The organism is Halorubrum trapanicum, from assembly GCF_017873555.1.
In the GTDB taxonomy this organism is placed as follows: domain Archaea; phylum Halobacteriota; class Halobacteria; order Halobacteriales; family Haloferacaceae; genus Halorubrum; species Halorubrum trapanicum.
Genome location: NZ_JAGGKE010000004.1, coordinates 96,648 through 117,558 on the forward strand (window position 1 = coordinate 96,648; position 20,911 = coordinate 117,558).

Genomic DNA, 20,911 nt, shown 5'->3' on the forward strand with positions numbered 1-20,911 from the left:
AATACGCTTCTACCGACCCTGATACTCGCTTATGAAGTCCGGAATCGCGTCCGTGGGCAGGACGCCCGACTCGTAGACGGGTTCCATGAGAAGCGCGATTCCGACGGCGACCGGGAACACGTACCGGTCGTACGCGGCCAGCCAGCCGCCGAAGATCCCGACAACCGCGATCGCGATGCCGACGGCGTACGCGGTGAACCCGACCCGCCAGAGCCGTCCGACGTTCAGGTCCGGGTCCCGCCAGAGGAGTCCGACCGCGACGCAGAGCGCGAGGAGGGGACCGACCAGTATCTCGGCGGACCTCGAGAGCGACGACGCCGCACCGGCGGTTATCCTCGCGAGGGTGCCGACGGTCAACAGCAACGCGAACCACGTCTCGAACACGCGGAACGGGGAGGGCACACGGGCAGTAGATCGGCCGTCGTTGAAACATTTTCCGCGCAGTATCTTTCCAAAACAACCGCGGAACATCCTACGGCCGACCTCGCACAACGACGGGCTTAATCGCCCGAACGCCCAAGCTCCGGCGATCACGTAATGTCGGAACCGTCGGGGATGGACGCGTTCGCGCACCTCGGGAGCGAGCTCCGCGAGGCGCTCTCGGACCGAGGGTTCACCACGCCCACGGAACCCCAGCGCGAAGCGATCCCGCCGCTCGCCGACGGGAAAAACGCCCTCGTCTTAGCCCCGACCGGCACCGGGAAGACGGAGACCGCGATGCTCCCGGTCTTCGACGCGGTCGTCGACGCCCGGAACTCGCCCGGCGACCAGCCCCGCGAGGGCATCTCCGCGATCTACATCACCCCGCTCCGCGCGCTCAACCGCGACATGATGGACCGGCTGGAGTGGTGGGGCGATCGCCTCGGCGTCGAGGTCGCGGTGCGCCACGGCGACACCACCCAGTACGAGCGGTCGAAACAGGCCGACGACCCGCCGGACGTGCTGATCACGACGCCGGAGAGCCTCCAGGCGATCCTCACCGGCTCGAAGATGCGCGCCGCGCTCGAAGACGTCGCGCACGTCGTGATCGACGAGGTCCACGAGCTCGCCTCGGCGAAGCGCGGCGTCCAGCTCACGGTCGGCATGGAGCGGCTCCGCCGCGTCGCCGGCCCGTTCCAGCGCGTCGGTCTCTCCGCGACGGTCGGCGACCCAGAGGAGGTCGGCCGGTTCCTCGTCGGGACGGGGAAGCGCGACCCCGACCGCCCCGGCGACCGCGCGTTCGAGACGGTCGAGGTCGCGGCCGGGACTCGGACGGACGTGCGCGTCCTCGATCCGGAAATCACCGACCGCGACACGACCCTCGCCGGCGAGCTCGCGGTCGACGAGACGACGGCGAGCCACGTGCGGACGATCCGCGAGATCGTCGCCGAGAACGAGTCGACACTGATCTTCGTCAACACGCGACAGACTGCGGAGGCGCTCGGCTCGCGGTTCAAGACGCTCGCCGAGAAGGAACGGGAGGCGGCGAGCGGGGACCAGAACGGCGAGAACGACACCACCCCCACCGAGATCGAACTCCACCACGGCTCGCTCTCGAAGGAGGTCCGGATCGACGTGGAGGACCGGTTCAAGTCGGGCGATCTGGACGGCCTGGTCTGCACCTCCTCGATGGAGCTTGGGATCGACGTGGGGCGCGTCGACCACGTGGTCCAGTACGGGAGTCCCCGCGAGGTCGCCCGCCTGCTCCAACGCGTCGGGCGCGCGGGCCACCGCCGCGACCTGGTCTCCGAGGGGACCGTCGTGGCGCAGGGGGGCGACGACACGCTCGAAGCGCTGGCCATCGCGCGCCGCGCGGGGGAGGAGCTGGTCGAGCCGGCGAACATCCACCACGGCAGCCTCGACACGGTCGCCAACCAGGTCGTCGGGATCGTGATGGACGAGGGCGACGTTCACGCCCGCGAGGCGTACGAGACGGTCACGAACGCCTACCCGTTCAGGGACCTCTCGGAGCCGCGGTTCCAGGAGGTCGTCCGCGAACTCGACGGCAACCGCCTGCTGTGGCTCGACGAGGAGACGGACACCCTCGAGAAGTCGGGGGGCACGTGGCAGTACTTCTACGCGAACCTCTCGATGATCCCCGACGAGTCCACCTACGAGGTGTACGACATGTCCTCGCGGCGCGGTATCGGCACCCTCGACGAGCAGTTCGTCGTCAACTTCGCCGGGCCGGGCGAGACGTTCGTCCAGCGCGGCGAGATGTGGCGGATTACGGAGATCGACGAGGAGGAGGAGCGCGTGAACGTGACGCCGATCCCCGACCCCACCGGCGAGGTGCCCTCGTGGGTCGGGCAGGAGATTCCCGTCCCGAAGCCCGTCGCGGAGGAAGTGGGCCGAATACGCGGCGAGGCCGCGGCCGCCTTGGCGGCCGGCTCCACGCCGGATGCGGTCGCGGGCGACCTCGCAGAGCGGTACCCGACGGACCGGGAGACGGTCGCGGCCGCCCTGAAGCCCGTCGTCGACCACGTCGAGGCCGGCCACCCGGTCCCGACCGACGAGCGGGTCGTCATCGAGGGGAGCGCGCGCACCGTCGCGGTCAACGCCGCCTTCGGCCACGAGGTCAACGAGACGCTCGCGCGGCTGCTCGCGGCGCTCGTCGGACAGCGCGCCGGCTCGTCGGTGGGGATGGACGTCGACCCGTACCGGATCGAGTTCGAGGTCCCGCACGGCGTCGACCCCGGAACGTTCCGGGAGGTGCTGGAGACGACCGACCCCGAGCGCATGGAGGCGTACCTCGAACTCGCCGTCAAGAAGTCGGACGCGCTGAAGTTCACGCTCGCGCAGGTCGCCGCGAAGTTCGGCGCAGTAAAGCGGTACAAGGAGGGGCGAGGCCGGTTCGGCGGCGACCGCCTGCTCGCGGCGCTGGAGGACACGCCCGTCTACGACGAGGCGCTCCGCGAGGTGTTCCACGCCGACCTCGCGGTGCCGGAGACCGCGGATCTGCTCGCGGCGGTCCAAGACGACTCCGTGGGGGTCGAGATCGCCCGCGAGCGCACCCCGCTCGGCACCGCGGGGCGCTCCGCCGGCACGGAGTTCCTCGTGCCCGACAACGCCGACGCGGACGTGATCGAGACGGTCAGAGAGCGGATTCAGGAGGACCGCGTGATACTCTTCTGTCTCCACTGCGCGGACTGGAAACACACGACGAAAGTTCGTCGCGTCCGCGACCAGCCCGAGTGCCCCGAGTGCGGCTCGACCCGGATCGCGGCGCTCAACCCGTGGGACGACGAGACGGTCGCCGCGGTCCGCGCGACCGAGAAGGACGACGAGCAGGAGCGTCGCACCGAGCGCGCCCACCGCGCCGCGAGCCTCGTCCAGACCCACGGGAAGCGGGCGGTGATCGCCTTGGCCGCCCGCGGCGTCGGTCCCCACAACGCCGCGCGGATCATCAACAAGCTCCGCGAGGACGAAGAGGAGTTCTACCGCGACGTGCTCCGGCAGGAGCGCGAGTACGCGCGCACGCAGTCGTTCTGGGACTGACTCGCGCCGCGGTCGAATCGGCTCGCGCCCGGGCCGAGACCGACTCGCAGAGACTCCCGTTTTTAAGTACCGGACGAACGAACCGGGCGGCATGGACCTCTCCGCCGCCGTCACGGCCACGACAGCGACCCTCCGTCGACGCCCCGCCGACCTCCTCCCCTTTTACTTCCTCGGTACCGCGGTACCGGTGATCTCCCGGCTCGGCGTGTTCGCCGCGCTCGCGGGAATCTACGTCCACCTCGAACTCACCGGGCGGCTCGCGGCCGCCCGCGACGCGCTGGGCGGGATCGAACCGCCGCCGGAGACGCAGGACCCGGAGGCGCTTCAGGCGTGGGCAGAGGGGTTGGCCCCCGCGTTCGAGCCGTTGCTGACGCAGACCGTCGGGATCCTGTTCACCGCCGGCGTGCTCGTCACGGTTCTCCTCTCGATCCTCGTGTACGCCGTCGTCTCGGCCGGCCAGCTCTCGGCGGTGATCGCGAGCCTCCGCGACGAGCGCGGACTCGTCGGGGGGATCGCGGGCGCTCGGTCCCGCTGGCTCACGTTCCTCGGGCTGTACGTCGCCGAGCTGCTCCTCTGGATCGGCGTCGTCGCGCTCGGGTCGATCGCGGTCGGCGCGGCGTTCCTCGCGAACCCGTTCCTCGGGGCCGCGGTGGCGGTCGCCGCCCTGCTCGTCGGGTTCGTCGCCCTCGTGCTCGTTCGAATCCTCTTCGCGTTCGCGCCGGTGGCCGTCGTCGTCGACGACGCCGGCGTGGTCGGAGCCGTCGAGGGCGCGGGCGGCTTCGTGCGGTCGAACCCGGTCGACGCCGCCGCGTACCTCGTGGTCGCGATCGGCGCGCTGGTCGCCGTCGCGTCCGTCGCCTCCGGCGTCGCGTTCCTCGGCGGCGGCGCCGTCGTCGCGCTCGCGAGCGCGGTCGTCGTCGCGCCCGCGCTCGACCTGTTGAAGACCGTCCTCTACGGCGACTACCGCGGGACGGTCGACCCCGTCTCGCCGCCCGAGACCGGCGTCAGGACGCAGCTCGTCGGCGGTCTCCGGCGCGGGTGGCGAGAACTCGGCGGGTTCGTTCGGTCGACGCCGGGCCACCACGCGCTCGCGGTCGCGATCGCGATCGGGTTCGGCGCGGTCGGCTGGCTGGCCGCCGCGCCCTTCGCCGAGACGATCCCGGCCTCGATCGAGGGGCGGATCGCCGGACAGATCCCGCCCGTGGCGACGCTGACGTACTTCGGAAACAACTGGGGGGTCGCGATCGCGACCGCCTTCTCCGGGGTCGGTCTCGTCGTCCCCGCGCTCTCGTCGCTCGCGTTCAACGGTCTCGCGCTCGGCGCCACCGCCGCCTTGGAGCAGAACCTCCCGGTGCTCGTCGCGTTCGTGATCCCGCACGGGATCTTCGAGATCCCCGCGCTCGTCGTCTCGGGCGCGCTCGGGATCCACCTCGGCGTCGTCTCGTGGCGGGCGTTCCGCGGCCGCGCGAGCCGCGAGCGCTTCGCCGACGCCGTCGAGACCGCCTTCTGGGTGACCGTCGGGCTCGGGATCCTGATCGGCGTCGCCGCCGTCATCGAGGGGTTCGTCAGCCCGTACTACTGGCAGCTGTTCCTCTAGGCCGCACCCGAGCGGTCGCCCGCCCGCAGCCTTATTACCACGTACCCGAAGCGACGGTATGGAGCCGCTCGTCGCCGTCATCCTCGTCGGCGTCCCGCTCGCGTGGCTCGTCGGCTTCGCCGCCTACGCGTACGTCGACGCGCCCAAGCACGGAATGAATCCGCGAAAGTGGGCGCTGATCTCCTTTGCCGTCCCGCTGTTCGGCTTCCTCGCGTACGTCTTCGAGCGCGACGAACTCGACTACGACCCGGAGACCGATCCGTACGCCGGCGGCGACGACGACCGGACCGGCGGCTTCGCCGTCCACGAGTCGCGGCAGGGGGAAAAACGGCTCGGCCCGGCGGGAACGGAGGCGGACGACGGCGATGAAGACGCGGACGACGAGTGGGACGACCCGGACGGCGTCGACCGCTGACGGGACGACTGGACGGATTCCGGTCAGCACGGAGACGGCGGCGACCGATGCGATATTTAAATACCCGAGAGCGGTGGCGTCAGTTATTTATAAATAGCGGTGGGTCGGCGCGTGCCTGCGAGGCCGCCTTGCGGCCGAGCCGCGAGGGACCTTCGGTCCCTCGGGAAGCCGGCGCGTAGCGCCGGCGACAGCACGCGCGAGGGAGTCGCTGGCTCCCGGAGCGAAGCGGAGGGTGCCAGCGACGAGGCTGGGGAGGTGTGAGGTGCCGTGCGGAGCGGGGCGGGACTCAAAGGGGCAGTCGCGAGGCCGGCGCACACTCGTTGCGCTCCTCGCTCGTTCGCTCCGCTCACTCGCTGCGGTGCTTACGTCGTCTGCGCCGGCCTCGCGGCTGGGGCTTTGGCGGTGTCATTCGTCAATCTAGTAGCAGCCAATTATGAGCGAGCGGGTGGGGATTTGGCGATGTTCGCCGCCGATCCACGACCAGTCATTTATAAGTGACCACCGCCGGCGTCACCGTTCGACGAAAGCGATCGGTCCGAGAAGTCCTAAATCGCGTCGCGGAGCGCCGCTCGCCGGCGGCCCAAGTCGAACGCGGCGTCGGGCGCGTCGAGTCGCTCGAAGAAGGCGAACGCGTCCGCGCCCGCACCCTCCGCGTGGCGGACCAGCGCCTCGATCGACGCGCGGTTGAGCGCGAACGACTCCAGCTTGCCACAGCAGAGCGCCAGCGCGATCCCGGCCTCGCCGTTCGGGAACGCGGGATCGACCGCGGACAGGTCGGGATCCTCGGACACCCCACCCACCACCCCCGCCTCGGCGGCCGCGACGACGCGCAGACACCGGGTACAGATCGCGGCCGCGTCGGCCGGGGCGTGCTCGCGGAGCGCGGGCGGCACGGCGAACGCGACCGTGTCGGCGTCGCAGTGAGGACAGGACATGTGTGGAAGAGGCGCCGCTCGGAACTTAAAAACGACCGTCTTAGGTGGGTGAAAACACCGCGAGCGGGGACCGACGATCGAAGAGATCGCAGAGAGAGGACGGCCGACGCGCGGCGAGTCGTCAGTCGGCGGGCTCCGGTTCCTCGGTCTCCGCGGCCGCGACCTCCGCGGCCGCCTCGGCCTCCTCGGCGGCCTCCTCTTCCTCCTTCTTCGCTTTGATCTTCTTCATGCGGAAGATCTCCTCGCGCTCCTGCTCTTCGAGCTTCTGCTCGATGTACTCCTGATTCTCGTAGAGGGTCGGGAGCAGCGTGAACTCCAGAGCGTTCACGCGGCGCTTCGTGGTCTCGATCTCCGTGAGCATCTTCTTCATCGCCGTCTCGACCTCGGCGGCGAGGATGATCGATTCGAGCAGCTGCTCGTAGGCGTCGGCCGCCTCGTCGATCCGCGCCGAGGAGCCGAGCAGCCCGTAGCCCCGCTCGTCGAGACTCTTCTGGACCTTCGAGGACTCGATCTGCGGGACCACGACGCCCATGATGTTCTTCGACTGCGTCGTGATCTCGGGGTGTTCCTTCAGCGCCGCGGCCGCGCCGCGGACGGCGACGTCGCCCTCCATCGCGCGGGCCATATCGATCTTACGCTGGGCCGTGTCGTAGTTCTCGGAGACCTCGGACCGGACGTCCTGCGCCTGGTCGAGGATGTCCATGAACTCCATGATGAGTCCGTCGCGCTTCTGTTCGAGCGTGTCGTGACCGCGCTCGGAGAGCTCGATGCGGTCCTCGATCGCCATCAGGTTCTTGCGCGTCGGTTTGACGTCCTTGGCCATCTTGGGGGAAGGTTCCGCTCCGAGGCGGGTAAATCTTTTCAGACGCGTCGGTTCGGCGGGCCTCGTCGACGAACTGATACCGGTGACGCCGCCGCTACCGGACGAGCGTGCGACGCGCGGCGAAAAGTGAACCGAGGCGTCAGTCGGCCGCTTCGACGACTTCGCGCTCGGCGTCGTCCTCGCGGTAGTGCTCCTCGATGAACTCCTCGTCGATCCGGTTGAGGGCGTCCTTCGGCAGCATCGAGAGGAGGTCCCAGCCGATCGACAGCGTCTCCTCGATGTCGCGGGTCGTCTCGAAGCCCTGGTCGATGAACTCCGACTCGAACGCGTCCGCGAAGTCGAGGTACTTGTTGTCCAGCTCGGAGAGCGCCTCCCGACCGACGATGTTCACGAGGTCGCGAAGGTCCTCGCCCTCCGCGTACGCCGCGAACATCTGGTCTTTCACGTCGGCGTGGTCCTCGCGGGTGAGCCCCTCGCCGATCCCGTCATCCATCAGCCGCGACAGGCTGGGGAGGACGTTGATCGGCGGCTGCAGGCCCTGACTGTTGAGGTCGGGGTCGACGTAGATCTGCCCCTCCGTGATGTACCCGGTCAGGTCCGGGATCGGGTGGGTGTCGTCGTCGCCCGGCATCGTGAGGATCGGGATCTGCGTGACGGAGCCGTCGCGGCCCTTGATCCGGCCCGCGCGCTCGTACAGCTGCGCGAGGTCGGTGTACATGTACCCGGGGTACCCGCGGCGGCCGGGCACTTCCTCGCGCGCCGCGCCGATCTCGCGGAGCGCCTCGCAGTAGTTGGTCATGTCCGTCAGGATGACGAGGACGTGGTAGTCCTTCTCGAAGGCGAGGTACTCGGCCGTGGTGAGCACCATCCGCGGCGTGACCGTCCGCTCGACGGCGGGGTCGTCCGCGAGGTTCATGAAGACGACCGAGCGCTCCAGCGCGCCGGTCCGCTCGAAGTCCTCCATGAACTCGTTGGCCTCCTCCTGCGTGATCCCCATCGCGCCGAAGATGACGGCGAACTCGGAGCCGTCCTCGTCGTCGTCACCCTCCTCCTCTTCGGGCACGCTGGCCTGCCGGGCGATCTGCATCGCCAGCTCGCTGTGCGGCTGACCGGAGCTGGAGAAGATCGGGAGCTTCTGGCCGCGGACGAGCGTGTTCATGCCGTCGATGGCGGAGACGCCCGTCTCGATGAACTCCTCGGGGTACTCCCGGGAGTACGGGTTGATCGCCGCGCCGACGATGTCCTGTCGCTCCTCGGGGACGATCTCCGGGCCGTCGTCGATCGGGCGGCCGGAGCCGTCGAGCACCCGCCCGAGAAGGTCCTCGGTGACGGGCATCTTCATCGTCTCGCCCAGGAAGCGGACGGACGCGTCTCTGTCGATACCGGAGGTGCCCTCGAAGACCTGGATCGCGACCACGTCCTCCGAGGATTCGAGCACCTGTCCGCGCAGCGTCTCCCCCTGTGCCGTCTCGATCTCGACGATCTCGTCGTAGCCGATCGCCTCGTCGACCTCGGCGTACACGAGGGGACCGCTGATCTCGGTGATGGTTTGATACTCTTTCATGGTCAGTAGAGGCTCCGGAGCTCCTCGGTGATCTCCGCTTTGAGATCCTCGACGTACTCCTCGTAGTCCTCTTGCACGCCGATACGGTTAATCCGCGGGGCCGACTCGATGTCGACGATCTCCTCGACCGGGACGCCGGCGTCGAGCGCGTCGAACGCCTCGTCGTTGAACGTCTGGATCGTCGTCAGCATGAGGTACGTCTTCTCCGGCGGACAGAACGTGTCGACCGGGTGGAACGCGTTCTGCTGGAGGTACGCCTCGCGCAGGTAGCGCGCGACCTCCAGGGTGAGCTGCTGGTCGTCGGGCAGGGCGTCCTTCCCGACGAGCTGGACGATCTCCTGCAGCTCCGTCTCCTCGTCGAGCACGTCGACCGCCCACTGGCGCCGCTCGGCCCAGTCGTCGGCCACTTCGTCCTCGAACCACGGGTCGAGCTGGTCCTTGTACAGCGAGTAGGACTCGTTCCAGTTGATCGACGGGAAGTGGCGGCGCTCCGCTAAGTCCGCGTCGAGCGCCCAGAACGTCTTCACGATACGCAGCGTGTTCTGGGTGACCGGCTCGGAGAAGTCGCCGCCGGGCGGCGACACCGCGCCGATCGCGGAGACCGACCCCTCGGTCCCGTTGATGTTCTCGAAGTAGCCGGCTCGCTCGTAGAACTGCGCCAGACGGGCGGCGAGGTACGCGGGGTACCCCTCCTCGCCGGGCATCTCCTCCAGCCGGGAGGAGATCTCGCGCATCGCCTCCGCCCACCGCGAGGTGGAGTCGGCCATCAGCGCGACGTCGTACCCCATGTCGCGGTAGTACTCGGCGATCGTGATCCCGGTGTAGATACAGGACTCGCGCGCCGCGACGGGCATGTTCGAGGTGTTCGCAATGAGCGAGGTGCGGGCCATCAGCGGGTTGCCGTTGGCCGGGTCCTCCAGCTCGGGGAAGTCCTCGATGACCTCGGTCATCTCGTTGCCGCGCTCGCCGCAGCCGACGTAGACGATGATGTCCGCGTCGGCGTACTTCGCGAGCTGGTGCTGGGTGACCGTCTTCCCGGAGCCGAACGGCCCGGGGATCGCAGCCGTCCCCCCCTTCGCGATGGGGAACAGGCCGTCGAGGATGCGCTGGCCGGACACCAGCGGCGTCCGGGGCGTCTTCTTGTCGTTGGCGGGGCGGGCCTCGCGCACCGGCCACTCCTGGTGCATCGAGACCTCCTCGCCGTTGTCGAGTTCGACGACCGTCTCCGTGACGGTGAAGCTGCCGGCCTCGGCGGCGACGACCTCGCCGCCCTCGTAGTCCGGCGGCACCATGACCTTGTGGTCGATGGTGACCGTCTCCTCGACGACGCCGACGACGTCGCCGGGCTCGACGACGTCGCCCGCCTCGACCGCCGGCTCGAACTCCCACTCCTCCTCGAGGTCGATACCGGGCGCGTCGACCCCGCGGTCGAGGTACGGACTGCCCATCTTGCCCTCCAGCACGTCCAGGGGACGCTGAACGCCGTCGTAGATGGCGTCCAGCACCCCCGGGCCGAGGTCGACCGACAGCGGCTCGCCCGTGTTCTCGACGGGTTCGCCGGGGCCGACACCGGAGGTCTCCTCGTACACCTGAACGGTCGTGAGGTCGCCCTCGATCTCGATCACTTCCCCCATGAGCCCTTCGTCGCCGACGTAGACGACGTCGTTCATGCGGGCGTTGAGATCGCGGGCGGTCACGACCGGACCGCTCACGCTCTGAATGACGCCGTTGTCTGTCTCGGCGTCGGTTGTGTCTGCTTTGCTCATATTAGTCGTCTTCCTCCATCAGATCGATACCGATGGCGCGTTTGATCTGGTCGCGCAGCCCGCCGCTGCCGGCACCGGAGCCGCCCAGCGTCACGAGGACCGGCTCGATGCTCCCCTCGACCGCCTCGCGGGTCCCCCGCGAGAGGTGGTCGAGGTCGTCGTCGTGCATCACGATGATGCCGACGCCCTCGTCCTCGAGCGTCCGCTCGACGGCGTCGTCGAGCTTCTCGTCCTTCTCGTCGTCCGGGACGTTCTCGAACGCCCGGACGCCGGCGAGGCGGAATCCGGTCGTGAACTCCGGGCTGCCGACGACCGCTATCTCCTGGCTCATGTTATCACCAGCTCCGATTCGATCTCGTCGGGCGAGAGACCGGCCTCCTTCCCGCGGGCGATCGCCCGGATGTTCTCCGTCTCGCGCTCCTTCGCGAGGATATAGGAGATCACCGGAGTGACCGACACCGGGTGGATCGTGCCGAGCCGGTCGCCGTACGCCAACAGCGCGGCGTCGATCGCGTGCTCGAACGCGATGAGGCTGTCCGCCTCCTCGAGCTCGCGCAGCGCGGGACCGAGCTCGTCGCCGTACTGGCTGTCGCCGATGTACTCGACCAGCTCGTCGAGGTTCTGCGCCAGCCGCGCGAGCGACGAGCGGGTGAACAGGTCGCCGCCCTCGATGAAGTACGCCGCGGGGTCGATGTCCGCGCCCGAGCGGGCGAGCCGGAGCGCGTTCGTCGCGTTCCGGAAGTCGACCTCCGCCTTGAGGAACGCCTCGTACTGCCGGGTCGGCTCGTCGCCGCCCAGCCCCGAGAGGAGCCGCTCGTAGAACGCGCGGTCGACCGCGTTCTCCAAGGGCACCAGCACGTCCGTCTCCTCGAACTCGGCGTACGCCTCGCGCAGCGGCTCCCCGTAGATCGTGTCTTCGAGGACCTCGATCACGCCGTCGACCGAGTCCGCCTCCAGCAGCCGGCGGATCCGCCGGTCGTCGAACTCGCCGGCGCGGATCAGGTCGACCTCGACGGCCGACTGGTCCGCGTCGGTGTAGACGCCGCGGATGACCGTCTTCACGTTCCAGGCGTCGAACTTCCGGAGGTACCGGGCGATCAGGTCGTACAGCGACCCCTCGCTCCAGTCGAGGATGGCGTCGAACTGCTCGGCGAGGTTCCGGTTCAACGCGTACTCGATCAGGTCCACGCCGCCGTGGCGGCTGCCGAGCGCGTTGATCTCCGCGCCGTAGCTCGACTCCTCCATGAACCGGGCGATCTCCGCCGGTCCCATCCGGGTCAGCTTCCGGTACTCCTCGTCCCCGAAGAGGCTGCCGCGGCGGGCACGAACCCGCGCGACGACGTACTCGGGGTTCGAGCTGCCGGCAGCACTCATTGGTCGAACAGTCGCTCCGAGATGTTCTTCAACTCGTCGTCCCAGACGGACTCCAGGACCGAGTCGAACGTGTTGTTCACGCGAACGCGGGAGGTGTCGCTCTCGGCGACGACGCCGCCGAGGCAGTCGACTTCGCCGTCGACCTCGGCGTTGCGGTCCGCGACGAGGTCCTCGAGCAGCTCGACGTCCTCGGCGCGGGTGTAGACGGCGACGTCCTCGTCGTCGAACTCCGCGAGGCTCGCGTCGAGTAAGGCCTCGGTGAGCTCGCGGCGGTCGTCGCCGTCGAGACCGGCTATCGCCGCCTCGACGTCGTCGCGAACGTCCTCGAGGACGTCGCGGCGGGCGCCGAGCCGTTCCTGTTTGGCCTCGAGCTTCGCCGAGGAGAGCGTCTGTTCGCGCTCCTGGTCGATCTGGTCGTCGACCTCGGCGAGCCGCTCCTCGCGGATGCGCTCCGCGTCGGTCTCCGCCTCGGCGACGATCTCGTCGGCCTCGGCTTCGGCCTGTTCGCGGATCTCCTCCGCACGCGCGCGGGCCTCATCTTCAACGTCCTCAACGACGGTTTCCAAACTCATTGTAAAATGAGGTCGTTGTTACAGGAACAGGAAGACGACGACCAGTGCGAGGATGACGATCGTCTCGGGAAGGACCGTCAGGATGAGCCCGTTGACGAAGAGGTCATCGTCCTCGGCCATCGCGCCGACGGCGGCCGACCCGATACCGCGCTCCGCGTAGCCCGCACCGAGCGCGGCCAGCCCGACCGCGAGGGCCGCGGCGGCGGCGGGGTTATTCAGCGTTCCACCGGTCGACAGTACGAGGTTCCCGAGTTCGTTGGTAGCTTCAAACATTGGTAGTAGTTGCTGTTGCTCGTCTCCGAACGGTTGCTAATTGCCCCTACAGGAGTCATAAAGCTTCCCAAAACGACCGAACGAATCCGGGAGAACGGCGGGGAAAGCGGCGGCTACTGCGGTCAGATACCCGACGGAATTGCCGGGTTCGACCGGCATGCGAAGCGGCGAGACCAACCGGCGGCCGACTACTCCGGTCGTCAGTCCTCGCGGGTGTACTTCCGGTCGCGACCGAACGGGAGGTACGCCCGCCCGCCGCCCTCGTAGAAGTTCCCGAAGAACTCCACGTACTCGAGGCGTACCGCCTGAATGCCGGCGGACGTGATACCGAGCAGGAGGACGACGAAGTGTCCGACGACGGCCACGAGGATGCCGCCCACAAGGGCGAGGACGCCCACGGCGCTCGGGTCGAACGCGGTCGTCAGTCCCGAGAAGACCATCACGTACTCGCCGCCTTCGGCCACGGTGTGTCCCTGAACGTACGAGAGCTGTCCCGGCGTGAAGATGAAGTGGAAGCTCCCCTCGCCCTCACCGTCGATGTACGCGCCGAACGCGAGCAGGTTAACCGCGAGCGCCATCCCGCCCTTCGCGAGCAGGACGGCCATGAGCCGGGCGTACGAGATGGCGTTGACGAGCGGCGAGAGGAACTCGGCAAGCTCCGGCGGCTCACCGATCCCGAGTAAGACGAGCCCGAGACCGGCGGCCGCGCCGCCGGCGTAGCCGACGACGGCCGGAAGCCCGGCGAACGGGACCATCCCGAACGTGAGGAGGGGCACCGCCTCGAACAGGAAGTCAGGCTTGAAGCCGGCCAGGTGCTGGCTGAACACCCAGATCCACGCCCCGTTGAGGATCAGCAGCCACGAGCCGGCCTCGTACAGAGCGTGTTTGAAGTCGTGGTGCTGGTACGTGCTCACGAACGAGAGGACGTGCCCGGCGTTCAGGTGGACGATACCGAACACTACGCTGGCGACGAGGAAGGATAGCCCCCAGTTGAGGTCGGCTGGAGAGAGTCCCTTCCCGGCGACCGGCCAGTGGATACCCAGCAGCTGGTAGGCGTGGTAGCCGAACACGTCGATGCCGAAGTAGATCCCGAACAGTATCGTGAAGCCGCCGGCCCACATCGCGACCGAACCCAGCTCGCGGAACGCGCCCTCGTAGTTGGAGTACATGAAGTACCCGATAGCGGCGTAGAGGACGCCGTACCCGACGTCGCCGATCATGAAGCCGAACATCGCCGGGAACGTGAGGAACACGAGCAGCGTCGGGTCGAACTCGGAGTACTTCGGCCGTCCGAACGCCTGAACGAGCAGTTCGAACGGACCGGCCGCGCCCCCGTTGTCCTGGACGACCGGCGGGTCGTCGGAGCCGCGTGCCGCGTGGCCGCCGTCCGTGGCGGCCTCGCGCTCGGCGGTCGCGTCCGCCGCGTCGCCGGCGGCAGTGGGAGTGTCAGATTCCCCCGCGCCGCCGTCGTTCCCTTCGTCGACCGGCTTGGCGTGGTGGTCGCCGTCGGGCGTGAAGGAGGCGCGTTCGAGCTCCTCGACCTCGACGTGGTCGCCCACCGCGTCGACGACCGCCGCCTCGAAGTCGGGGTAGGTCTCGGTCGGCACCCACCCCTCGGCGACGAAGGCGTTCTCGGTGGTCGCGAAGGAGAGCGGCGCCTCCTTCTTCTCGGCCTCGATGGTGAGCTGCTCTTCGGCGCGAAGCAGGAAGCCGGCCGCCTCCGCTTTCACCGACTCCAGCTCGGTTTCGACGCCGTCGAGCTCGTCGCGGAGGTCGGCCTGCTCGGCCTCCAGCTCCGCGACGTACTCCTCCGGGCTCGCATCCGCGTCCGGCACGTCGAGCAGCGCGATGTCGACGCCGACGAGCGCGTCCTGAACGACGCCCTCGGCGTCCGAGTCGGTCGGCTTGGCGACGATGGCGAGCACGCCGCCGCCGACGAACACGTCGAAAACGTCGATCGAGTCGGCGTCTTCGAGCGCCGTCTCGACGGCGTCGGCCTTCGCCTCGCCGACGACGACCTCGACGGAGTCGTAGCCGCGCAGGTACTCCAGATCGATACCCAGCTCGGCGAACGGCTCCATCCGGTCGATCTCCTCCTGCCGGTCGCGGATCGCGTTCTGAAGCTCGTCGCGCCGGTCGTTGAGTTCGTTGACCCGCTCGCGGACGCGCTCCAGCTCGGCGACGAGCTCGTCGTCGTCCAGCGACCGGGCGACCTCGGCGTCCTCGGCGTCGACGTCGAGGATGCTTTCGAGCGACCGGACCGTCACGAGCCGCTCGTTGACCGTCTCGGCCCCCTCGAGAGAGGTCCCCGGCTCGAATCCCTCGTACCGCTCGTCGTAGTCGGTGACGTGCAGGGAGTGGTGGGCGTACGCCGCCTCGATGACGTCGTCGATGACGCGCTTCGAGCCCGTCACCGACACCCGGCTCATCCGCTCAGGCCTGAGCATCCACCGCCTCCTCGGCCTGGTCGTGAACCGCCGCCTCGAACCGCTCGACGGCGTAGTCGACGGCCGATTCCACCCGGTCGCGGGCCTCGCGTTCGAGCTCGTCGCGGTCGGCACGCCCCGATTCGAGGATCTCCTCGCGCCGCTCCTCGATCTCCTCGCGGGCCGTTTCGAGCCGCTCTTGGGCCTCGGACTCCGCCTCCTCCTCGGCCTCGGCGCGGATCTCGTCCGCGCGCTCTCGAGCCTCGGCGAGGCGCTCCTCGGCGTCCGACTCCGCGTCCGCGATGATCTCGTCCGCCTCCCGTTCGGCCTCCTTGATCGAGTTGAGCACCTCTGGTCTCGCCATGCTACTAATCGCCTGAAACTCTACAAGCGACGTATAAGGTGTTTGCGAAAGCCCGCGGGGGTTCGGAGGAATTCGGCGGCGTTTCCGGGGAGATTCCGGGGGGACTTGCCCGGTGCGTCGGCCGACTCCGGGCGTCGCCGCCTACATTTAAGTACCAGTCGCCGGACCCTCACCGTATGGCAACGGTGTATGCGGTCGCGTCGGCGAAAGGTGGCGTCGGGAAGACCACCACGACCGCCGCGCTGGCGACGATTCTGGCGGACTCGGGCGCCGACGTCGTCGCGATCGACGCCGACCTCGGCATGGCGAACCTCGCGGGCGCCGTGGGCGTGACGCCCGGCGAGACCACCCTCCACGACGTCCTCGCCGGCGAGGCTGAGCCGGCGGCGGCGGTCCGCGAGGGACCGTCCGGACTCCGGGTCGTCCCGGGGGCGACCGACCTCGACGCGTACGCGGCGGCGGACCCGTCGGGACTTCGGCGAGTCGTCGAGGCGTTCGACGACGCCGATTACGTGTTCGTCGACGCGGGCGCGGGGCTGTCCCACGACTCGACGCTCCCGCTGGCGATCGCCGACGAGACGCTGCTCGTCTCGACGCCGGAGCGGAGCGCGCTCGGCGACACGGAGAAGACGCGACAGCTGACCGAGCGCCTCGGCGGCACGGTCGCCGGCGCCGCGATCACCCGGGTCACCGACGACACCGACGAGGTCGTCACGGCCCTGCTCGACGTCCCGGTCCTCGGCCGGATCCCGGACGACGAGGCCGTGGCACGCGCCGCGGCGTCGAACCGTCCCCTGCTGGCCGTCGCGCCCGACGCGCCGGCGACGCGCGCGTACCGCGACCTGGTCCGAGCGCTGACCGGCGCCGACGTCGACGGGGCGGGACTCGACGAACCCGCGGCCGACGCGGTGAGCGGAGGCGGGGACGGCGACGACGACGAACCGGAGGCGACGGCGGGAGATGAGGACGACGACGAACCGGAGGCGACGGCGGGAGATGAGGACGACGACGAACCGGAGGCGACGGCGGGAGATGAGGACGACGACGCGGTGATCGTCGACGACGAGCCGGAGGCGGCGGGCGGTGAGGACGGCGACAGCGAGAAAACGGATGAGCGGGGCGACGCCGGCGACCGAGAAGCGGTGGAAGGAGCCGGCGAGGAGGGGTCCGAGTCGGGCGACGGCGAAACCGCCGATGACGATGACATCATCGTCGCCGACCCCGACGCGACCGGGGTCGCGGAGCCGGGCGACGGCGACGACATCATCGTCGCGAGCGAGAGCGAAGCCGGCGGCGAGACCGCGGACGGAGACATCGACGCGGCCGATGCCGACGACGGCGCGGCCGATACCGACGACGGCGCGGCCGATACCGACGACGCGACAGATGACGACGCGCCCGAAACCGACGACGCCACCGATACCGAACGCGACGAGACGGCGAGCGAGTCGGTCGACGCCGATACCGACGAGGGCGACGGCGGCGAGGGGAACGGAATCGACGCCGAAGACGAGACCGACGACCGCGCCGCCGGCGAGGGACCCGCCGAGGGCGACCGCGACGGCGGGACGGAAGGCGACGACTCCGGCGCGGACGCCGACGCGATTCCCGACGCGGACGAAACGGCTCGAACGACGGCGACCGAGCGGACCGGGTCCGGCGACGACGTCGACGACGAACTGGCCGGCAGCATCCCGTTCCGCGACGACGACACCGGGACGATGAACACCGTGCTGTCGGAGGAAGACGCGGAAGACGGCGGGGACGCCGACGAGAGCGCGGACGACGAAGCCACCGAGGAGTCGTCCGCGGACGCAGACGACGAGGAGGACGGCGGGTTCTTCAGCCGGCTACTCGGTCGGTGAACCCCGTCAGGCCTCCGAGGGAGCGCGGGCGCGGTCGCGGATCAGCTCGCGGATCTCCTCGGGGTCCGTGACCGCCGCGAGCTCCTCGCAGGAGACCAGGGCCGTGCCGTCGACCGACTCGCGCTTCTCGTCCTCCTCGGTGAAGTACACCGAGCGGGTCTGGGCCACCTCGCCGATGGAGGACATGATCCGGGCGCGCTTCTCGGCCGCGGCGGTGAACGCCGAGTGGCCGGTGAGCACGCGCGTCGCCGGGCTGTCCTCGTCCTCGGAGACGGCCTTGAACGGGGCGCGGGCGGTCGGGTGGACGGTGAAGCCGGCGCTCGTGAGCACGTGGAGGACGTGTTCGTCGTCCGGGTCCGCCTCGGGCGCCGACGGCGTCGGCTCCGAGTCGCGGACGTCGTCCGCGCCGTCGAGCACGTCGACCGGGCTGGAGAACGGCTGATCGAACAGCTCCTCCAGCTGGATCGCCACCTCGATGGAGGCGTTCATCCCGTCCTCGTACTTCGAGACGGTGCGTCGAGAGACGCCGAGTTCGTTCGCGAGCCGGCCGAGCGACCAGCCGCGCTCCTCGCGCTCGTCGGCCAGCAGGTCGCCGTCGAGGCTGACGTACAGCCCGCCGGGGGCCGCGTAGATGAGCGGGGGCATCCCCTCGACGAACAGGTCATAGGCGGTGTCGGGGTTGATCACCGGCACGCCGTGTCTGAAGTAGACGACGCCGGGTTTCAGCTCCTCGTCGCGGGTGCGGATCCCGATCACCATCGGCGTTCCCCTGAGGTACTCGCCGAGCCGGCGCATCTCCGCGCCGGTCTCCGCGTCGAGCGCGTCGACGTTGCCGAGGATCTTCAAGAGGAGGAGGTCCTCGTCGCGGCGGGCCGCCACGTCGAAGCTCTTGGGCCGGACCGCACACCGGTCGCTGACGAGGAAGCCCGCGTCCTCCAGCATCGCGGTGACGTTCCCGATGAGCGCAGTCCGGGACATACCCGAAACAAGCGGCTCGCCGTATATATGCGTTGTGTCGTCCGTCTCCCGACGAAACGGCCGCCCGCCTGCGATTTTCCGTGTTCGGGGCGGGAAACGGTTAAATACTCGACTGACCCGGCGGTGAGTCAGCTGCCCTCGAAAGGGGCTTGACCCGCCGCCGCGAACGCCGTCACATGCCGATCGTCGCCGTCGACGACACCGACTCCCGCGAGCGCGGGATGTGCACGACGTACGTGGCGACGCGGATCGCGGAGCGGCTCGCGGACGCCGGCGCCCGAGTCCGGCGGCGGCTCCTCGTCCGCCTGAACCCGGCCGTGAAACACAAGACGCGGGGGAACGCCGCGGTCGCGCTCCACGTCTCCGGCGTCGACGCCGAGCGGGCCGCGAGCGTCGCCGTCGAGACGGTCGAGGCGTTCGCCGCCGCCGCCGACCCGCGGACCTCGCCCGGCGTCGTCGTCGCCGACCGCGACGTCGACGGCGACCCGTTCGACCCGACCGGGTCACCGATTCCCGAGGCGGTCGCCGCGTTCGCCCGGCGCGCGCTCCGCGAACGACTCAGCGTGTCGGAAGCGGTCGAGCTGGCCGACGAACACGGGTTCCAACACGCCGCGGTCGGCTCGGCCGGCGGTGCCGACGGGGCGGACGAGGCCGAGGCGGTCGCGGGACGCGGGCGGATCGGCGCGCTCGCGGCGGTCGGCGCGCCGGCCGCGTTCGCCGACTGGACGTTCGAGCGCATCTCCTACCGCGAGCTCGACCGCTGCGGGACGCCCCGCGAGGTCGACGCCGAGAGCGTCTTCGCCGCCGCCGACGAGGGGTACCCGACGGTCTGGGACACCGTCGACCGCGAGACCGGCGCCGCTGTCTGCGTGCCCAACGCACCCGGCCCGATCCTCTACGGGATCCGCGGCGACGACGCGAGCGCGTGCCGGGCGGTCGCGGCCGCGATCGACGGCGAGCGGGTCGACCGCGCCGCGACGTTCCTGACGAATCAGGGCACCGACGCCCACCTCGCGCCCGGGCGGATCGGAGCCCTCCGCGACGGCGCGGGCTACCGCGTCGCGGGCGTGGTAGTGAGCGCGCCGGAGACGAAACGGGGGGGCCACGTCCACGTCGAGGTCGCGGGCGACGGCGAGGCGGCCGGCGACGACGGCTCGAACGGCGAACCCGACGCCCGAGACCCGCTCCGCGCCGTCGCGTTCGCTCCCACCGGCCGGTTCCGGGACCGGATCCGGGCGCTCCGCCCCGGTGACCGAGTCACGCTCTGCGGCGAACACGAGATCCGAGACGGCGCGGACGGACCCGAAAGCACCCTGAAACTGGAGAAGTTCGCCGTCCGCGACCTCGTCCGGACCGCGCCCGCGGTGCCGACCTGCCCGGACTGCGGGCGCTCGATGTCGTCCGCCGGGAGAGATCAGGGATACCGGTGTCGCGACTGCGGGACGAGCGCGCCGGGGAAGGTCGAGGAGCCGATCGAGCGCGACCTCGAAACGGGGTGGTACGAGGTGCCGCCGAGCGCGCGTCGCCACGTCGCGAAACCCCTCGTCCGCGGCGGGTTCGACGCGCCGATCCACCCGGAGCGGTGAAGTGTTCCGGGCGAGAGCGGACGGACGTGACCGGAATCGTCTTCCACGCGACGGAGCGGCGCGACGCCGTCGTCGAGTTCTACCGCGACCGGCTGAACGCGACGGTGCGGATCGAACAGCCCGACTGTACGATCCTGGAGTTCGACGGCTTCCTGTTCGGGTTCTGCGAGCGCGAGGCGGCCGACGACTGCGGTATCCTCACCTTCGTCTACCCGGACCGTGAGGGGGTCGACGCCGCCGCCGATCGGCTCGGGGACGCGGTCGTGAAGGGACCGCGAGAGAACGAGACGTACGACATTTACCAGTGTTTCGCCGAGGACCCGGAGGGCCGGACCGTGGAGTGTCAGGTCTTCCTCGACGACGGCGTCGACATCAAGTAGCCGGACGCGCTACTCGTCGAGGTCGCGTTCGTCGCGCCACGCGGCCGCGCGCTCCGCCGCGGCCTCGCGCTCGTCGAACCGCACCCGCTCGTAGGCCGACTCGTCGCCCGCCTGCTCCATCACGTCGAGGCGGACGACGAAACCGCCGCTCGCGCGCTTCCGGAGCCTGACGGTCGCGTACCCGTCCGACCGCTCCCACTCGGTGACCGTGCCGTCGTCGCGCTCCAGCGACCAGCTCATACCCCGGCGGACGCGCCCCGCGGCTAAAGCGATGGGGTTCCGCGATCGAGCTACGCGTCCGATCGGGTTAATCGCCCGCACCCGACGAACGGTCCGCGCCCGACGACCGCTCGGCGTCCGGCGTGGCGGCGTAGCCGCACACCGGACAGACCACGTAGCCGAGCGAGTCGTATGGGACCGACGTCGAGGGGGCGGTCACGTCGCACTCGGGGCAGTCGAACGTCGCGGCGTTCTCGGTCGACATGCTACCGCGTAACACCCGATCACCCGTAGTTA

General features: G+C 69.7%; 20 protein-coding genes. 6 read left to right on the forward strand and 14 right to left on the reverse strand.

Going from position 1 to position 20,911, the window contains the following annotated elements; translation table 11 throughout:
• Positions 1–9: 9 nt before the first annotated feature.
• Positions 10–402, reverse strand: coding sequence for a hypothetical protein (locus J2744_RS06485; protein WP_209545848.1), 393 nt, complete (start codon positions 400–402; stop codon positions 10–12).
• A 135-nt stretch (positions 403–537) separates the two neighbouring features.
• Here J2744_RS06485 and J2744_RS06490 point away from each other — a divergent pair, with 135 nt between their 5' ends.
• From J2744_RS06490 to J2744_RS06500, 3 genes are all read left to right on the forward strand, one after another.
• Complete coding sequence (locus J2744_RS06490) at positions 538–3,477, forward strand: DEAD/DEAH box helicase (protein WP_209545850.1); 2,940 nt, start codon at positions 538–540, stop codon at positions 3,475–3,477.
• 91 nt (positions 3,478–3,568) lie between these two features.
• Entirely contained in the window at positions 3,569–5,074 is a 1,506-nt protein-coding gene (locus J2744_RS06495; protein WP_209545851.1) for a stage II sporulation protein M, read from the forward strand.
• Between the two features lie 58 nt (positions 5,075–5,132).
• Complete coding sequence (locus tag J2744_RS06500) at positions 5,133–5,489, forward strand: hypothetical protein (RefSeq protein WP_209545852.1); 357 nt, start codon at positions 5,133–5,135, stop codon at positions 5,487–5,489.
• A gap of 545 nt (positions 5,490–6,034) precedes the next feature.
• Here J2744_RS06500 and J2744_RS06505 read toward each other — a convergent pair.
• The 10 genes from J2744_RS06505 to ahaH form a co-directional block, all read right to left on the reverse strand.
• Entirely contained in the window at positions 6,035–6,424 is a 390-nt protein-coding gene (locus J2744_RS06505; protein WP_209545854.1) for a DUF6276 family protein, read from the reverse strand.
• A 121-nt stretch (positions 6,425–6,545) separates the two neighbouring features.
• Complete coding sequence (locus J2744_RS06510) at positions 6,546–7,247, reverse strand: V-type ATP synthase subunit D (protein ID WP_209545855.1); 702 nt, start codon at positions 7,245–7,247, stop codon at positions 6,546–6,548.
• Between the two features lie 139 nt (positions 7,248–7,386).
• Entirely contained in the window at positions 7,387–8,811 is a 1,425-nt protein-coding gene (locus J2744_RS06515) for a V-type ATP synthase subunit B (RefSeq protein ID WP_209545857.1), read from the reverse strand.
• Between the two features lie 2 nt (positions 8,812–8,813).
• Positions 8,814–10,577, reverse strand: a complete 1,764-nt coding sequence (locus J2744_RS06520) for an ATP synthase subunit A (protein ID WP_209545858.1) — start codon at positions 10,575–10,577, stop codon at positions 8,814–8,816.
• 1 nt (position 10,578) lies between these two features.
• A complete protein-coding gene (locus J2744_RS06525; RefSeq protein ID WP_209545859.1) occupies positions 10,579–10,908 on the reverse strand; it encodes a V-type ATP synthase subunit F in 330 nt (109 codons plus the stop codon).
• Positions 10,905–11,951 (reverse strand): V-type ATP synthase subunit C, encoded by a 1,047-nt coding sequence (locus J2744_RS06530; RefSeq protein ID WP_209545861.1) that lies wholly within the window; start codon positions 11,949–11,951, stop codon positions 10,905–10,907. Before J2744_RS06530 ends, J2744_RS06525 begins: the two co-directional genes overlap by 4 nt.
• Entirely contained in the window at positions 11,948–12,523 is a 576-nt protein-coding gene (locus J2744_RS06535; RefSeq protein ID WP_209545863.1) for a V-type ATP synthase subunit E, read from the reverse strand. The genes J2744_RS06530 and J2744_RS06535 overlap by 4 nt, the downstream gene beginning before the upstream one ends.
• A gap of 18 nt (positions 12,524–12,541) precedes the next feature.
• On the reverse strand, positions 12,542–12,796 hold the full coding sequence (locus tag J2744_RS06540) for a hypothetical protein (protein WP_209545864.1): 255 nt from the start codon (positions 12,794–12,796) through the stop codon (positions 12,542–12,544).
• Positions 12,797–12,996: 200 nt separating this feature from the next.
• Complete coding sequence (locus J2744_RS06545; protein WP_209546079.1) at positions 12,997–15,225, reverse strand: V-type ATP synthase subunit I; 2,229 nt, start codon at positions 15,223–15,225, stop codon at positions 12,997–12,999.
• Positions 15,226–15,229: 4 nt separating this feature from the next.
• Positions 15,230–15,586, reverse strand: coding sequence for an ATP synthase archaeal subunit H (gene ahaH / locus J2744_RS06550; RefSeq protein WP_209545866.1), 357 nt, complete (start codon positions 15,584–15,586; stop codon positions 15,230–15,232).
• Between the two features lie 176 nt (positions 15,587–15,762).
• Here ahaH and minD point away from each other — a divergent pair, with 176 nt between their 5' ends.
• On the forward strand, positions 15,763–17,451 hold the full coding sequence (minD, locus tag J2744_RS06555) for a cell division ATPase MinD (protein ID WP_209545868.1): 1,689 nt from the start codon (positions 15,763–15,765) through the stop codon (positions 17,449–17,451).
• A 6-nt stretch (positions 17,452–17,457) separates the two neighbouring features.
• Here the strand turns inward: minD and J2744_RS06560 are convergent, their stop codons facing one another.
• Complete coding sequence (locus tag J2744_RS06560) at positions 17,458–18,429, reverse strand: transcriptional regulator (RefSeq protein ID WP_209545869.1); 972 nt, start codon at positions 18,427–18,429, stop codon at positions 17,458–17,460.
• A 176-nt stretch (positions 18,430–18,605) separates the two neighbouring features.
• Here J2744_RS06560 and J2744_RS06565 point away from each other — a divergent pair, with 176 nt between their 5' ends.
• Together J2744_RS06565 and J2744_RS06570 are read left to right on the forward strand one after the other, a co-directional pair.
• Positions 18,606–20,015 (forward strand): tRNA(Ile)(2)-agmatinylcytidine synthase, encoded by a 1,410-nt coding sequence (locus J2744_RS06565; RefSeq protein WP_209545871.1) that lies wholly within the window; start codon positions 18,606–18,608, stop codon positions 20,013–20,015.
• Positions 20,016–20,041: 26 nt separating this feature from the next.
• Entirely contained in the window at positions 20,042–20,395 is a 354-nt protein-coding gene (locus tag J2744_RS06570) for a VOC family protein (RefSeq protein WP_209545873.1), read from the forward strand.
• Between the two features lie 9 nt (positions 20,396–20,404).
• On the opposite strand, the gene J2744_RS06575 is transcribed toward J2744_RS06570, so the two are convergent.
• Together J2744_RS06575 and J2744_RS06580 are read right to left on the reverse strand one after the other, a co-directional pair.
• Positions 20,405–20,635, reverse strand: coding sequence for a DUF7543 family protein (locus tag J2744_RS06575; RefSeq protein ID WP_209545874.1), 231 nt, complete (start codon positions 20,633–20,635; stop codon positions 20,405–20,407).
• A 67-nt stretch (positions 20,636–20,702) separates the two neighbouring features.
• The gene (locus tag J2744_RS06580) at positions 20,703–20,879 is read right to left on the reverse strand and encodes a hypothetical protein (protein WP_209545875.1); all 177 of its coding nucleotides are present in this window, start codon (positions 20,877–20,879) and stop codon (positions 20,703–20,705) included.
• Positions 20,880–20,911 lie beyond the last annotated feature (32 nt).